At 34.9% G+C, this 15,527-nt stretch carries 13 protein-coding genes and 1 pseudogene; 3 read left to right on the top strand and 11 right to left on the bottom strand.

Annotated elements, in window-relative coordinates:
- Positions 1-39: 39 nt before the first annotated feature.
- The 10 genes from DQM45_RS02480 to DQM45_RS02435 form a co-directional block, all read right to left on the bottom strand.
- The gene (locus DQM45_RS02480) at positions 40-765 is read right to left on the bottom strand and encodes a B3/B4 domain-containing protein (protein ID WP_003084379.1); all 726 of its coding nucleotides are present in this window, start codon (positions 763-765) and stop codon (positions 40-42) included.
- Positions 766-795: 30 nt separating this feature from the next.
- On the bottom strand, positions 796-1,872 hold the full coding sequence (locus DQM45_RS02475; RefSeq protein WP_003084178.1) for an MmcQ/YjbR family DNA-binding protein: 1,077 nt from the start codon (positions 1,870-1,872) through the stop codon (positions 796-798).
- Between the two features lie 11 nt (positions 1,873-1,883).
- Positions 1,884-2,804, bottom strand: a complete 921-nt coding sequence (locus DQM45_RS02470; RefSeq protein ID WP_003085862.1) for a magnesium transporter CorA family protein — start codon at positions 2,802-2,804, stop codon at positions 1,884-1,886.
- Between the two features lie 70 nt (positions 2,805-2,874).
- Positions 2,875-3,834, bottom strand: coding sequence for a Gfo/Idh/MocA family protein (locus DQM45_RS02465; RefSeq protein ID WP_003084331.1), 960 nt, complete (start codon positions 3,832-3,834; stop codon positions 2,875-2,877).
- Positions 3,835-4,044: 210 nt separating this feature from the next.
- Complete coding sequence (locus tag DQM45_RS02460; protein WP_003084943.1) at positions 4,045-4,254, bottom strand: hypothetical protein; 210 nt, start codon at positions 4,252-4,254, stop codon at positions 4,045-4,047.
- A gap of 232 nt (positions 4,255-4,486) precedes the next feature.
- Complete coding sequence (locus tag DQM45_RS02455) at positions 4,487-6,151, bottom strand: ABC transporter permease (protein ID WP_003083326.1); 1,665 nt, start codon at positions 6,149-6,151, stop codon at positions 4,487-4,489.
- Positions 6,152-7,231, bottom strand: coding sequence for an ABC transporter ATP-binding protein (locus DQM45_RS02450; RefSeq protein WP_003084144.1), 1,080 nt, complete (start codon positions 7,229-7,231; stop codon positions 6,152-6,154). It abuts the gene before it with no gap.
- 9 nt (positions 7,232-7,240) lie between these two features.
- A complete protein-coding gene (locus tag DQM45_RS02445) occupies positions 7,241-8,275 on the bottom strand; it encodes an ABC transporter substrate-binding protein (RefSeq protein WP_093958906.1) in 1,035 nt (344 codons plus the stop codon).
- 75 nt (positions 8,276-8,350) lie between these two features.
- Positions 8,351-9,118: a response regulator gene (locus DQM45_RS02440; protein WP_003082873.1), complete on the bottom strand. Its 768-nt coding sequence runs from the start codon at positions 9,116-9,118 to the stop codon at positions 8,351-8,353.
- Positions 9,106-10,776, bottom strand: coding sequence for a sensor histidine kinase (locus DQM45_RS02435; RefSeq protein WP_003086087.1), 1,671 nt, complete (start codon positions 10,774-10,776; stop codon positions 9,106-9,108). Before DQM45_RS02435 ends, DQM45_RS02440 begins: the two co-directional genes overlap by 13 nt.
- 162 nt (positions 10,777-10,938) lie before the next feature.
- On the opposite strand from DQM45_RS02435, the gene DQM45_RS02430 reads away from it, so the two are divergent.
- Positions 10,939-11,331: a (deoxy)nucleoside triphosphate pyrophosphohydrolase gene (locus tag DQM45_RS02430; RefSeq protein ID WP_003083380.1), complete on the top strand. Its 393-nt coding sequence runs from the start codon at positions 10,939-10,941 to the stop codon at positions 11,329-11,331.
- A gap of 24 nt (positions 11,332-11,355) precedes the next feature.
- Here DQM45_RS02430 and DQM45_RS02425 read toward each other — a convergent pair whose 3' ends face one another.
- Positions 11,356-14,223, bottom strand: a complete 2,868-nt coding sequence (locus DQM45_RS02425; protein WP_003084744.1) for a DUF3427 domain-containing protein — start codon at positions 14,221-14,223, stop codon at positions 11,356-11,358.
- 146 nt (positions 14,224-14,369) lie between these two features.
- On the opposite strand from DQM45_RS02425, the gene DQM45_RS02420 reads away from it, so the two are divergent.
- Both DQM45_RS02420 and DQM45_RS10240 read left to right on the top strand, forming a co-directional pair.
- Positions 14,370-14,723 carry a hypothetical protein gene (locus tag DQM45_RS02420; protein ID WP_003082946.1) on the top strand — a complete coding sequence of 118 codons (354 nt, stop codon included), beginning with the start codon at positions 14,370-14,372 and terminating at the stop codon, positions 14,721-14,723.
- Between the two features lie 290 nt (positions 14,724-15,013).
- A pseudogene (locus DQM45_RS10240) lies at positions 15,014-15,330 on the top strand (DNA (cytosine-5-)-methyltransferase); the annotation flags it as partial.
- Between the last annotated feature and the right edge of the window lie 197 nt (positions 15,331-15,527).

Here is a 15,527-nt window from a genome sequence, read left to right as displayed (position 1 = left end):
AATAAATGCAACATGGTTTGAGGTAGCTCGCAAAAAGTTCTAATCTTTTATTGAATTTTTCCCCAGATCAATATAATAGTTTTCTTTCCTTAAAACATACCTTTCTGTTTCCGCTCCAAGTTGTAACCTAGCATGGCCTTCAATAAAATCTAACGCTTCTATCAATTGATCACTCCTACTTCTATCTAACAGTTCAATAACTAAAAAAGCATTTTTAGTATTAGCAGTAATCATTGTTCTTTCACCATCACGCCAATTTAAGCAACGACAAACTGCACCAACATCATCTTTATAACAAAGTTCATTCGGTAAAGTTGGCGAATTATTTTCCTCACCTATCAGATAAAAAGAATCATTACCATCTGTAATAGTTAAGCGCAAATCACCAACAAAACTATCTAAATCTTCAGCACCCACCGGTAAACCAAAACGTAAACTAGCAGCATTATAAATATCAACCAAGGGACTAATTGAGGGAATTTGATTTCCCTTTGACACACGCTTCAACAGAGCTTCAATGCTGGAGCGAGCTCCTTTTTTCGTTTTAAACTGTTGGTAGGCATTGCGGTAGGTCTGAATGACCTCATTATCTGCAAAATTATTTTCTGTCAGGTGTTCTTTGGCAAGAGACTGACTTTCTCTTAAGATCTCTTTTATCACCTCAGACGACTCCTCTGGAGACCGATAATCGCGTAAGAGAATAACTCCTAATTGTGCTTCTGGAAATAAATTCCAAAAACTCTGGTCAACTATAAAACGTGACATACACTAGCTCCTTTCAATAGCATAAATATATTAGCCTTTAAGATACCCTTTTTCCTGTAAAAATGCAATAAGTTTTGAAGTTAAGCGACGCGGACCACGGACCGATTTCACATTATATTCTTGTAAAAGTGTTAGAGGCAACTGGTCATCTGTAAAGCTTTCTAATAGTTGCAAGCGCATTAGGTTCTTAATATCCTTGCGAGAACGAAAACCCTCATTAGGAATATTGGCCTCTAAAACACGACAAGCATAGCGAATAGCTTTAGTGGGAGCAGTTATATAAATAAAAACATAATCCCCAACTTTTATTGAAGCTTTCTGCGTCCATAAAATATCTGTACTAACCGCAAATTCATTATCAATATCATAATAATTTAGATTAGCGGGAATAACCCAAAAGTCCGGTGCTTTAGAGTTCTTTAAAAGTGCTGGTTCTACTAGAGATCTGCTCGTAAGAATAAGCTCCCAGATAACCTGATCAGGGAGACTATCATCCAAGATAATTGAAATCCAAGACTTTTTAGACATATGATAAGCCGGATAAATCCCTTCTTGAGAAAGTAGCACACCCAGTTCATGGGGCTTCACTTTGAGATTAATCACCTCAGCAGTTTTATTTTTATATCCCGCAGTAATCCCTTCCAGTTTCTTCAGAGCAAGAGAAAAAACTAAGGCATACCACTTACCTCCAACCCTATAAGAATAGGTGTCAGAATAACTTTCAAAAGGTTGGTCTAGAGAGTCACGAAACTTATTCATTAAACGCTGATTGAGCCTATTCATCTGACTTGAATGAAAAGGGAGATAAATACAGCAAGCTTCCGAAATTTCTTCTAAAATTCCTTGGTAGGCAGTTTGAACTTGTCTTACATAGCTAGGAACCATCTTCTCCAAATAAACTGCTAAATAATCTTCCTCCATATCATTGTCAATAACTCGACTAGATAGCTGACCTTTTGCATTAATTATTACCTGAACAGTAAAAACTCCATCCATAATATCTGCTAGATAGACAAACGAGCCGTCCTGTTGGGGCACAAAACCAAAAGGCACTAATCTATCCAGTTGGATCTGCCTTTTTCGAAAGACATTTTCTTCTATCGTCATAAACTCACTTTCTAAAGATGGCGATGACCATCATTCACAAAACGTCGCAAGAAATGCATGAGAACCAAAGCGATAATTGTCGTAATAACCAAAATAAGCAACCACACAATATCTACCTTAGCAAAAGGCAACTTAACATTCATTCCATAAAAACTAGTTACCGTCGTAATAACAGTTAAGCCAATTGTAAAAATAGTTAAAGAAGTCACATTATCATTGAGCCGATTGCTTAAAACATTATTATAAGAGCTTGCCAATTGTTCTAAAATTCGTGTATGTAGAGAACACATGTTGGATAATTGCTTAATCTCAATCACCGTGTCTCGAAACTCAGCTTTGACTTGGTCACTAAAGCTGTCATAGCTAGGCAATTCCTGAAAATCTGCTAACATTTCTCCATTTTGTTGAGCTCCCATCATGATATAAACAGAGCCACTCTGCAAATTGGCTAATTCTGTTAAATTCTTCTTGGTAGGACGTTGTCGTAACTGATTCATCAGATAATCACGCTCTTTTCCCATAACCTCTACTTCTGTAAAGTAGGACTTTGTAAATAGGGTTAGCAACTGGAGCACGATTTTTTTAGGTTCTTGACTCTGATTGACTCGGTCTATAACCTTAGCCAATAGTTGGGCCGTTTCATCTGTTTCAAAAATTAATAATGACTGATTACTGACAAGAAAAGTCATGGGCATAATCCGAGGAACATTGCCATCCTTTAGGGATACAATCTTATCTTCCAATAGCTGATACACTAAAACGAACCATCCATCTTGTTCTTTGACAAAAGCTGTCTCATTGCTATCTTGAGCGTAATCTAAAACATCATGGCCCAGCTCACCTAAACTCATTAACAACCGTTTATCGTCTGAAGATAAATGATCCACATTGATAATTCTAAGTAACTCCTGCGTCTTTATTTCAGCGGACATAACTCTACTCCTTCCAGACTTTTTTATGCCTTACTATATTACTAACCAAAAAAGGCACTACTTGTACCTTTTATTTTCCCCAAGATTTATAAAGTTCCTCGATAATTTTAATGGTGAGAAGAGTAATCTGTGGTTTCATAATTGGACTCGTTGTTGCACCTTCTTGAATCATTTGACTAACGTGATAAGCTTCAGAAGCAAAATCACTATCCATGGGAGCTTCTAATAATCTGCGACTACCATCTTCGTAGGTCAGCGTCGCCATTGTTGATTTCCAAAAACTAGGAATCTCTAATGTCCCTTTGGTTCCTCGGATCGTCATTTTATGTTTCAACTTAAGCTTGGTCGTTAGAAAAATATCAACCATGACACCATTTCCCATTTGCAAGAGAATCTTAGACTGACTATCACTCATCCCTTCTGGAAAGTTGGCTATACCACCTGCCTTTTCAATAGGACAGTCAAAAAGATACTGAAGGTATGAAAAAGCATATGGCGCCATAAAATGAGCTGTGCCTCCACCTGCTTCTAAATCCGTAAACCAAGTAATATGGTCTATATTGGGATAAGCAGTGGTTGAGCTAACAGAAAGAATGTCTCCTAGTTCCCCAGATTGAATGGTCTTTTTGATTATATCCGTGAGAGGAATAAAAACTGATTTTTGAGCCTCCATTAAGAAAAGCTTCTTACGATATGCCAAATTAAAAAGCTCTCGAGCTTCTGCATATGTAAGGGTAAAGGGCTTTTCTACTAACACATGTTTCCCAGCCTGTAGGGCTTTTTTTGCACAATTATAGTGATCTTTATTAATTGTAGGGACATAAATGATATCAATGTCTGGATCTGCAAGCATTCCAGAAAGACTACCGTAAGCTTTAGGAATATGATACTGTGCCGCAAAAGTCCGTGCTTTTTCAAGAGAGCGACTAGAAACAGCACCTATTTCACCATTTCCAGCCAATCGGACACCTTCAATAAATCTTGGCGCTACTTGAGCCGTAGACACCACACCATACCTCACTATCGCCATTTCAAATCCCCATTCCTATATTATAAAACTATTATAACACGAAGGGGAAAAATTGGCAGAAATGAAGCTAAACTTCGGGCAAGCTAGAACATTATACAAGTAACTTTAGGGCTTTTTTCAAACTCTTCCTTTTAATACTTACCTTTTAGCATATAAGACTTCTCCATTAGAAATCCGTTGTTACCAATCTTTTAGATTTGTCCACATGTTTCATTTTATCGGGCTAAAATACGAATTCTGATGTTCTTTAATCCAGTCTCGCATAGCTAAATTAGCTTCTTGAATTGCATAGAGTGAATCTAGTTTTTCCCTAATAATCTGATTAATAAACTCTGACTTACTGATATGATATGCGCTTGTCCAAAAGTTCAATTGTTGGTTTAAGTCATCTGACAGACAGATTGAGGTTGATTCTGACATACAAAACTCCTTTATTATGACGATATTATCATGACATGATTCTTTCCCAAAACTGGCTATTTTCCCATTATTCTTCATCTAGATATTCGAAAATGATATTAAAAAAGCAATCAAAATATCAAAAAATGAATCTTGTTGTAAACAATCTTCAAAATAAGGTTAAGAGGTATTAAGCACACTGCTTTTATTCACAAAAAACCCTAGTCTTCTTTACAAAGACTAGGGTTAAGGTCTACATCGTGATGCTATCACTCTTAGAAACTTTCATAAAAAGTAAAAGCGACAAGACTGTGAAAGTTGTTAGAATTGTTGATAAAGCTGCTGCAATCCCATAATTACCTCGAAGAACTTCAGTATAGATAGCAACCGTCATCGTTTTCGTATTAATATTATACAAAAGAATAGAGGTTGATAATTCTGAAATCATGGTAATCCAAGATAAAATAGCACCTGATACAATACCCGATAACATCATTGGAATTGTTATCTTAACAAAGGTATTTAAGCGTGAACTTCCTAAACTAGAAGCAGCTTCTTCAATACTTGGAGATATTTGGTGTAGCGAAGCGACTGAAGAACGGATGGTATAAGGCAATCTTCTGACAGCTAAAGAAATAACCATAACCAGCGATGTCCCAATAATGGCTAGAAAACCACTCCCACCAATACCAGTATTAAAAGCTGTAATAAAGGCTATCCCCATTACAGTACCGGGGACGATATAAGGTACCATACTCATACTATCGATTAAAGAGGTGAAGGCATTACGTTTACGAACACTAAGGTAAGAAATAAAAGTTGCAAAAATGAGAACAAGACATAAGGCCATAAGAGGGATACGTAATGTATTCACAATACTGGTCCCCATCCTATTAAAAGCCTGTGCATAACTATTGAGTGAATAACCTGGTACAAAAATCATTCCTGATGTTTTGAGGAAAGATGTATAGATTAAATAGGTCTGTGGTAAGACTGAAAGACCGATAATCCCATAAACCCAAAGATAGATCACTATTTTTTGCCAACCATTAATTGACTTTGCTTCTATTGGATGTAAGGAGTTCATGCTAAAGCTGTGCTTTTGTGACAAGTATTTTTGCACTAAGAAAATGACAAGTGCAATGGTAATTGCAATTATAGCCAAAGCTGATGCAAAAGCTGAGTTACCTCCAACCTCACTAATAAATTGAGAATAAACAAGAACTGGAAAGGTGCGGTAGCCTTCTCCAATTAGCATCGGAGTACCAAAGTCAGAAAAAGCACGCATAAAGACCAGTAAAGCCGCAGCTAAAAGGGTTGGCACTAAAAGAGGTAAAACAATTTTTGTCAAACGTTTTCTTCCCTTAACACCCATACTTTCTGCTGCCTCAAGTAAGGAATTATCCATACTCTTAAGGGCTCCACTAACATATAAGAATACTAGTGGAAAGAGCTGTAAAGTAAAAACTAGAACAATTCCTGAAAAACCATAAATATCAATTTTGGGTATGCCAAAAGTCATTTGCAACCATTTGGTGATGACACCATTACGTCCTAATAGGAGAATCCATGAATAAGCTCCTACAAACGGCGCTGACATTGAGGCAATAATAACCAAAATTTGGAGATATTTTTTACCTTTAAAGCGGAACATAGCAAAGCAATAAGCAAGCAAAGTCCCGACAATCAATGACAATAGGGTTGCCATGACAGAGACTTTAAAACTATTTAATAACGTTTCAAAATAATAATCCTTAGAAAAGAAAGTCATGAAGTTTTGTATCGACAGATGACCATCAACAAACAAGGCCTGCTTAAGAATCGTAACAATAGGATAAATCAAAAAGAGTAAGTAAGAGATAAAAATAATGAGTGAGGATAATACCCAAATGTTCATTTTTTGAAGCTTTTTAATCATTTACTCCACCCCCAGTAAATTCACCTTACCATCAGCGGAAAAGACGTTGATTTTCTGAGCATTAATTGCCAAACGAATCTTATTTCCTACATCAAAGTCTTCCTCCAAGGTTGATTCTTCTATCACCTGTAAGCGACTAGCAAATGACGTTTCAACTAGGTATTCTGTATTTAAGCCTAAGTAGGTACTATCTTTAATGATAGCCTCAATAGGTCCATCACTTTGCCTAATAAACTCCTCTGGACGAACGCTTACCCGAACAGCTTGATCTTGCAGATAATTTAAAGATGGGAAGGGGATTGTGTAGCCGTCTTTAAATTGTAAATAGGCTTGAGCACCTTGATGGATTAACTCAGCATCTAACATATTAGTGCGTCCAATAAAGGTAGCGACAAATTCATTACTTGGTCGATGATAAAGCTCCTTGGGTTTACCAATCTGTTGGATTTCACCCAGATACATAACTGCAATGTGATCAGAAATAGCCATGGCTTCTTCCTGATCATGAGTAACATAGACTGTTGTAATACCAACTTCTTTTTGAATTTCTTTAATCGCTTGACGCATATCAATCCGTAACTTAGCATCTAGATTACTAAGTGGCTCATCCATCAGCAAAACATCAGGATTAATAGCTAAGGCACGCGCTAAAGCAACCCTTTGCTGTTGTCCACCACTCAAATTTTCTGGTTTCCGGTCTTTAAACTGATCAATTTGCATCAATTTCAAATATTTATCAACTCTATACTCAATTTCTGTTTTTGTTAATTGTCGTTGCTTTAATCCAAATGCTACATTATCTTTTACAGAAAGGTGAGGAAATATAGCATAGTTTTGAAAAACCATACCAATATTACGACGACTCGGTTCCTTCTGATTGATACGTTCTTCTCCAAAATAGAAATCTCCACCTTCAATGGAATTAAAACCAGCAATCATTCGTAATAAAGTCGTTTTCCCACATCCCGAGGGACCTAGTAAAGTAAAGAGGCTTCCATCAGGGATAACTAGATTGAGATTTTCAATAACTGGCGTATCATTATAAATTTTTTTGGCATTTTTAATGGTAATCTGACTCATAGGTTACTCCTACTTAGACTGAATATCAACAAAAATGTCGTTGTAACGTTTGACAATCTCAGCTTTATGTTTGATAACATAATCATAATCTTCATTGATTGTCTTAATATCTTTTAGTGACTTCATGTTTTTACTAACCTTAGCATCATTACGAACAGGGCGGTTAGTTGTTTCAGTACCAAGGGCATCTTGGGCCTCTTTAGATACAATAAAGTCAATAAATTTTTTAGCATTTGACTCATTTGGTGCATTTTTTATAATCGCAGCGCTAGCTGGTAAGAAAACAGATCCTTCTTCTGGATAGATAACCTTGACATTAGCACCATCATTTAGCAATTTCACGCTTGGATCTTCATAAGAAAGACCAACAGCCATTTCACCATCAGCAACAGACTTGTAGACGTTTGATGAGCTAGAGTTGATTTTACCATCCACTAAGGTGAAGAGGTCTTTGACATAATCCCAAGATGTATTTTTGTCATAGCCACCAGTGGCTTTCAACATATTGGTTAACTGGGCGAAAGCGCTAGAAGAATTAGCTGGGTCCGCCGTAGCAATCTTACCTTTAAGTTCAGGATTTAAAAGGTCTTTATACCCTTTTATTTTCATACCTTTTGTTAAATCAGGATTAACAATCAGAACTGAACCATCCAGAGTGTAAGGTGTTGAATAACCTGTTGTATTTTGATAATCCCTGATAACTTTATCGTTATCTTTTGCTGTGTATTTTTCAAAAAGTTCAGGATGTTGGGCGTATTGTGTATAGGAGCCACCAAAAACAACATCGGCAACAGGTTTATTTGCCTCACTTTCAACTTTTTTGAAAAGTTCACCTGTTCCTGCTTGAATTAATTCTACCTTGATTCCATATTTTTCTTCAAAAGCCGGAATCGTAGCATTAATTAGCCCTTCAGAATTTGGAGAATAGACAACTAATTTATCACTTTCTTTAGCTTCCTTCTTATTTTCCGCTTTTGAACCACAAGCAGATAGCCCTATAAGTGCAACTGAGGCCATTAAGACTGTTAAGCTTTTTTTGTGCATAATCATGCTCCTTTTAATATTTTGATATCTCAATTTTACAAAAGAAAGCGCTTTAATTATAGGACGATTCTATCCTCAATGAGTAAAATTCTCTTTAAATTCTGTAAACGTTAGGCCAGTATAACGTCGAAAAACCTTCCCAAAATAGTTATAGTCTGAAAACCCTACGGTAGCTGAAACTTGATAAACCATAAGACTAGGATCTACTAAAATACACTGGATAGCCTGGCGCACTCGATATCTGTTTAGATAATCCTTCAGGGTAATACCTAGCTCATCTTTGACTTTTTTATAAAGGTAACTCTCACTATAGCCAAATTGATGGGCAATAGCCTCCGTTGATATAGTCTGATTGTAATGATGCTGCAAATAAGAAATAACCTGAGCCGATAAAGAAGTATCTTCGCTAACTGGTAGAGCGATCGTCGGAAATTGCTTGCTCAACTCTTCTTCATTAGCTAAGAGAATATTATCCGACTTAAGGTCTAAACAAATCTGCCAAAGACAATCACGCAGTTCATCTATGTCTAGAGGTTTTTCTAAAAAGTTATAAACCCCATATCGCATCGCTTTCTTAGCGTTTTGAAAATCACTAAAAGATGATAAGACAAGCTTTTGATAAGGTGTCTTTTGGGTCGCTTCAAACATATCAAAGGCCGTTTTTCTAGGCATCATGATATCCGTTAGAACTATATCAGGTTGATACTGTTCAATCGCCTCTATTCCCTCTTGACCATCACGGACACAAGCAAGCAAATCAATCCCCATTTGTTTATAATCAATGACTTGACTCAACCACTTCCTAATTAGATGCTCATCTTCGACAATAATCATTCGTAACATGCTTGCTTCCTTTCAAATTGTAGTAAAATACCGTTCAACATATCGACTTGGCAAAGCTGGATAGTCGTGCTTGGATAGAACATGGCTAAGCGACTGTAAGAATTCACTAATCCGTGTTCCGTATGACCAGCTTTTAAATAACGAGCAAAGTTATCTTTAAAGGATTGACTAAAACCTGGACCATTATCTAAAACATAAATCTGGATGTGTTTGTCTATCATTTTAAGATCTACCCTAAGGGTTAAATCATGCCGATATTGCATGCCATATTTAATGGCATTCTCAACCAAAGGTAATAAAAAGAGCTTAGGAATTCGCAGTTGCTGCAGTTCATCAGGATAAGATAAACTAAAGTGAAAATCTTCAAAACGCACTTGATTAACCTCTAAAAAGTCCTCTAAGATATCAAAATCAGAAGCTAAAACGGCATATTCTGCTTGAGAGGTAATGCTATAACGCAGAACTCGATTAAGGGCTAAAATCATCGCTTGTGCTTTATGAGGGTTAAAATGAATTAAAACTTTAATGGATTCCAAGGAATTATAAAGAAAATGAGGGTGAAATTGAGCTTCCAAAAGTTTACGTTCGACAGTTGATTTTTCTTGTTCCAAGGTTAGCATCTGTCGAAATAAACGGTCTAAAGTATTAATTAAACTATTTATTTTTTCTGCCAAATAACCAAACTCATCTTCTGACCTAACACCAACTTTATATTGATAACCACCAACAATTAAATCCAAATCCTCAACGAGAATAGCAACACTGTCACTACTATGACTGGAAATACGTTCAGAAAGTTGTCTTGCTAAAACAATTAAAAGAAGCATAATAACAAAAACAAAGAAACAAGTAAAAAGTAACAGATAAGATAAGGGAAGCACCAAGATCGAAGTATACAAAAAAAGCTCTTGACCCAAGGGTTTCCACTGGTGTAAAATTAAACTTCCATTCCTTATACTCATCCTTTTTTTAAGCTGATTACTATTAATTTTTTGCCAAGAGAGAGTTGTATCTTGTAAACTATTTGAAGTAAAAAGATGATTAAAACGATCCGCAATCACATACTGAGTCGCATCAACCTTTAGACCAGACTCAAAATCATTCCCATCAATGTAAAGCACCAAATAACCTGTCTTAATTCCTTTTGACCAGATAGCTTTCATTTTTAAGAGAAAAGGATTCCCCTGATAGTCTTTCATCAATCGGTACTCAGATTTATTTTTGATGTGAGACAAAGCAATTTTAACAAAAGCATCATCACGAAGACCATCCCGATTAGGAAGGCGCGTGCTCAAAAGCAACTGTCCCTTAGGATTATAGATAGAAATAGCCGAGCGAAAAGGTAAACGACTCGATTCTTGATAGACCTGTCTGTACATCTCACGTTCACTAAGATGCCCCGACAAGAATTTATTGAGACTACGCTTCTCAAGATTGCTGAAAAGTCGATTACTTTTCAAATGCACAGTATCAAAATAAGTCACAATCTCATTATTCCCATGAGCCAACTGACTATACTGCACCAAAAGAATAAACAAAGTCAAAACCAAAACATAACTCAAACCAATAACCCAAGCTGTCTTCTTAAAACCAGCCAAAATCTCAAGCCGCAACTTCTCCTTAAAGGTCAGTCCAGCCACTTTCTTATCACTTTCCATCCCAAAACCTCACAAAAAAAGCATGGTAGCATGCTTTTTAATTATGACCTGATTATAGCAAGATGACAGGGGGATGTAAACGGTGTCAAGGTTGGTTAAATAAGATAGTAATCCCAAAATATGTTATGATTAATAAGAAAAATTCAAATTGAGGAGAAGAAAATGTCCCAAAAAACGATTAATGTGGTTGCTGCTGCTATCATAAAAGACGGTAAAATATTTTGTGCTCAGAGACCAGAAGATAAATCACTTGGTGGGTATTGGGAATTTCCTGGTGGCAAACTTGAAGTTGGTGAATCACCTGAAACTGCATTAAAACGTGAGATTATGGAAGAATTTAATGCAACTATTGAAGTCAAAGAATTTGTGAATGAAGCCTCATATGATTATGAGTTTGGAACAGTTGTGATGAAAACTTATCTTTCTGAACTAGTTTCAGATAAACTCGAACTATTGGAGCATCAAGATTCGAAGTGGCTCTATCCATCAGAATTCCATACACTTAATTGGGCTCCAGTGGATATCCCAGCTGTTGAAATATTAATAAAAAAATAAAGATTCAAATGAATCTTTATTTTTTTATTTTGTTAAGTAATCATATAAAATCCGTTCTATCGGATGGTCAAGCTGAAAGTGCATCCTTACAACTGGTTTTTCTGAGAGGACTTCTTCAACTGCTGAGGATTCAATATAAGTCATGTTTCCTAGATAATAAAAGTCACTTCCCTCTCCATCATCTTTTTTGACAAAAAGAGGTAATTGCATCTCTTTATCTAAAGAACTCATTATGCTCCTTACATCCGGAGAAGTTAGTCTTCTATTATTTTTTGAGAACCATTTTAAGACTGACTCACTTAAAAATTCGTCATCATATTTAGTTGTTTCAGAAATTTCATCTGATTTATGGTAAGTGATAAAGATTGGACAAGCTTTTGCTTTTTTATCGACCACATAACCACCAATATTTTGGGGTGTATTATTTTTTTCAAAATTTAATAGTTTCAAAGCATCTCTTCGAGAATATTTTTGACCAATAGTTAGAATCTCAGGGTAATGAACTGATTTTTCAAGTCCACTTATGACGATATCACTAACTAATTTTTTAAATTCACTGTTACTAATAAATGATTTATAAATATCTTTGTTCAGAACATATTCATTTTCAATTAAATCAACAAGAGGCACATCTCCAAATCGTTTCAACTCTTGGCCTTTTAAAAAGGTAAAATTTAATATCCTTTCAACAGACGATATCAATGGTTCTGAAATATCTAGATTTTCAGTTACTAGGTAATTCATGAAAAATGACTTGGAGATTTTGCCATTATTTTCCAGTAATAATTTCAGTAAAAGTAAGTCATGCTTTCTCTTTCCGTTGAGACATTCAAAAGACAGAAATTCTAGCATTGATTTCTCTAAAGTTGATAACACAATATACTTATCTGAAAACTTATTCAACACATCTACATAAGATCTGAATTGGTTATTTTCAAAAAACACCAATGGGTCAAAACTACCATGTTTTAGAAAATCAATTAAATATGGAGTCTTGCCTAGTTTATTTCTCAGCTCTACAAAGCTATCATTCAATATTTTCATACTAGATAAGCTAGTATTAGTGATTGAATCAAAAATTTGTTTTTTGGCAATTTCTTCAAAATTAATAGTTGTTAAACCAGAAAGCAAACTTTCTGAACGAACATCACGTCTCAGATTATCTTTATTCATGGACTGATCACCATAAAGTGCTATAGGAATTAAATAATTATTTTTATAATTTCCAATAAAATCAATAATGGTAACAAATTCCTTACTTGAATGTTTACGAAGTCCTCTTCCTAACTGCTGAATGAAGATGATACTAGATTGGGTATTTCTTAACATAACAACCTGGTTTACACTTGGAATGTCAATTCCTTCGTTAAAAATATCAACAGTAAGTAAATAATCAAGCTGACCTGATTCTAGTGCTTTTACCGCTTCTTCCCTAACTTTTTGGTTATCATCTCCAGTTAGTGCCTTTGTTTTCAAACCCTGAAGATTAAATTGAATAGATAATTCACGCGCCTCATCTTTACTCGAACAGAAAATCAACCCCCTAACTTTTTGACCATCATGACCATAATATTCAATTTTATCTAGTATATGTTTTACGCGTTCTTTTGAAATTAATTTAGAGAAGGTAGTATTCTCATCAATTAACTTTCCATCAATGATGAGATCAGTGACACCAAAGTAAAGAAAAGGACATAAAAGTTCATTATCCAATGCTTCCTGTAGCCTAATCTCATAAGCTAAATTATAATCAAAAAGTTCATAGATGTTTTGACCATCTGTTCTTTCAGGTGTCGCAGTCATCCCCAATAAAAATTGTGGAGTAAAATAATCCATTACAATTTTGTAGGTATTAGCTCCTGCTTTGTGGACTTCATCAATTAATATGTAATCAAACCAGTCTTTTTCAAACTTAGCTAAATTTTCAACTTTTGAGATTGTTTGGATTGTGGCAAAAACATATTTCTTTTGAGAAATATCCATTCCTGATTTAAAAATACATGCATCTTTTCCATCAAATCCCAATACTCTTTGAAAACTCTCCAGAGACTTTGTTAGAATCTGTTCTCTGTGAACGATAAATAGAACTCTTTCAGGGTTAACTTGTTGGACATCGAAGGCTGAAAGAAATGTTTTACCTGTTCCAGTAGCACTCACAACAATAGCCTTTTTAGCTCCATTTTCTCTGACATTATTTAATCCTGCCAAAGCATTTTCTTGCATTGCATTTGGTTTTATTCGTGAAGAAAATTCAATTTGTTTTTCTTCTTCAAAAATAATTTCTTTAACAAGTGAACTTCTTCGTAATGAATAGTTACTTATCCAATCTTCATTTAAAATCGATGATTTTTGCCAAACTCTTTCAAATTCACGTTTTGTCTCTGAAATAATATTACCATTGTCAGTAGACGTTAATTTGATATTCCACTCATAGTTTTTCTTTAAAGCATTTCCTGTTAAATTTGAACTGCCAGAAATTAGAACTCGTTTCTGCCCTTGTTCAAATAAATAAAATTTTGAATGCAATTGCATTGCATTTGGAGATACTCTAACTTCAACATTTTTTAACTTTAAAAGTTCCCTCATTGCCAAGGGATTGTTAAAATCTAAATAAGGCGATATCAGAATTTTCCCAAATACATTCTTTGCCTTTAAGTCTGCTAATTGACTTTTTATTAATGCAATCCCTGATTGTGTAATAAAAGCTACAGAAAAATAAAAGCCAGTTGATTGAATTAATTCCTGATGAATATCTGATAAAACAAATTGATTTTTTTCAGGGTTATTGATAACAATTTTAGGAGAATAATTTCCTACTTCCACGGTTGATTGGTTTATAAATCCATAATGTAATGATTCTTTCAGCTGATTCTCAAAGTCAGACCTTATCATAAAAATACCTCAATATTTAATAAATCTATTATCTCTTTAAATGATCCGATGATCAAGTCTTTATTATTAATGTTCCCAATTTTTATTGTTATCCTTTCATCAATCTATGCTAAAATACTCTTGAGAATAGCTTATTTGGAGACACTATGGACAGTCAAATTCCTTTGATTGAGGCGAGTGGGAAAATTACCTTAGGAACTTATTTGGTCTTGAATCGAGCCCTTTTTGCGATGAAATTGAGAAAATTTCGACTAGGGTATTTCATTTTAATTGGTGCAAGTTTACTTTTGCTATTAGTATGGAAATCCTATGTGTTTTTCGTACTTCTGCTCCTATTTACCATTTTTTACCCTTTTCTGTTAATGTGGTTTGCGGGTTGGCGAGGAAAGAAATACTTTCTTCAAACTAAGAGTATTCAGGAAAAGGAAATACAGTATTCCTTTTTTCAAGATCACTTTAAGACCAGTCAATCAAGTGGCAATGCCACTTATCTCTATTAAGAAGTCTTTAGAATGACTATTACTGATTCTGCTTTCTATCTCTTTATTAATGATATTCAAGCTTTTATTATTGAACGCGTTTCGGTTAGTCCTGAATTACTTGATTTTTTTAAAAAGCAGAGTAGCGAATTTTTTGCTAAAAAGAATAAAGTTATCGAATTATATCATTTGCTCCTAATTCAAATAAGTATCAAAAAAGCCACTGCTGTGGCTTTTAATTTTTCTTCAATTCATCACACCTTCAGCAACAAAATATTGGCTATCAATCCGGCTGCGGTGCCCATAAGGACGATGGTTTTTCTTATATTTTCTCTGAAGGGGCATGTCACCATACGATATTGAGGATTTACCTGGAAGAACAATGTTGACTTCTGAAGGAAGCATCAATCGATCAACTCATCTAATCTATAGAAATAATAGATACAGACTTATCACTCCAATTTAAGCAGAAAGACTCCAAGATTTTCCAGATAATTAGACATCACATAAACAGCTATCTAGTGGAGAAATTATACCCGTTTCTGATAGAATGCGAATGTTCTTTATGGGAATTGCCTTAGTTAGTGACATTGTAAATGAAAGTGGAAAATTTATCGTTAGAATAGAAAAAACAAAGCAAAAATTTTTTTGCTTTGTTTTTACATATTATTTCTTTATTTTGCAACCCAACCAATGGCATCTACCGGCGGAGAAGAAAGCTGCTAAATTGTACTTCTTATCCTGCTTGGAACTTACAGAATTTGTCATGTAAGCACCTACTTTCAATTTTATGATTAACTAAATAAGGATAACATAAATTACTAA

The sequence above is a fragment of the Streptococcus porcinus genome, assembly GCF_900475415.1.
In the GTDB taxonomy this organism is placed as follows: domain Bacteria; phylum Bacillota; class Bacilli; order Lactobacillales; family Streptococcaceae; genus Streptococcus; species Streptococcus porcinus.
Note: the sequence above shows the minus strand (reverse complement) of the source record. Positions and strands in the feature narration are given on the sequence as shown.

Bases quoted from the DNA above. Each gene is read 5' to 3' on its own strand.
- DQM45_RS02480 (WP_003084379.1), bottom strand. From the start codon at position 765: ATGTCACGTTTTATAGTTGACCAGAGTTTTTGGAATTTATTTCCAGAA.
- DQM45_RS02475 (WP_003084178.1), bottom strand. From the start codon at position 1,872: ATGACGATAGAAGAAAATGTCTTTCGAAAAAGGCAGATCCAACTGGAT.
- DQM45_RS02470 (WP_003085862.1), bottom strand. From the start codon at position 2,804: ATGTCCGCTGAAATAAAGACGCAGGAGTTACTTAGAATTATCAATGTG.
- DQM45_RS02465 (WP_003084331.1), bottom strand. From the start codon at position 3,834: ATGGCGATAGTGAGGTATGGTGTGGTGTCTACGGCTCAAGTAGCGCCA.
- DQM45_RS02460 (WP_003084943.1), bottom strand. From the start codon at position 4,254: ATGTCAGAATCAACCTCAATCTGTCTGTCAGATGACTTAAACCAACAA.
- DQM45_RS02455 (WP_003083326.1), bottom strand. From the start codon at position 6,151: ATGATTAAAAAGCTTCAAAAAATGAACATTTGGGTATTATCCTCACTC.
- DQM45_RS02450 (WP_003084144.1), bottom strand. From the start codon at position 7,231: ATGAGTCAGATTACCATTAAAAATGCCAAAAAAATTTATAATGATACG.
- DQM45_RS02445 (WP_093958906.1), bottom strand. From the start codon at position 8,275: ATGCACAAAAAAAGCTTAACAGTCTTAATGGCCTCAGTTGCACTTATA.
- DQM45_RS02440 (WP_003082873.1), bottom strand. From the start codon at position 9,118: ATGTTACGAATGATTATTGTCGAAGATGAGCATCTAATTAGGAAGTGG.
- DQM45_RS02435 (WP_003086087.1), bottom strand. From the start codon at position 10,776: ATGGAAAGTGATAAGAAAGTGGCTGGACTGACCTTTAAGGAGAAGTTG.
- DQM45_RS02430 (WP_003083380.1), top strand. From the start codon at position 10,939: ATGTCCCAAAAAACGATTAATGTGGTTGCTGCTGCTATCATAAAAGAC.
- DQM45_RS02425 (WP_003084744.1), bottom strand. From the start codon at position 14,223: ATGATAAGGTCTGACTTTGAGAATCAGCTGAAAGAATCATTACATTAT.
- DQM45_RS02420 (WP_003082946.1), top strand. From the start codon at position 14,370: ATGGACAGTCAAATTCCTTTGATTGAGGCGAGTGGGAAAATTACCTTA.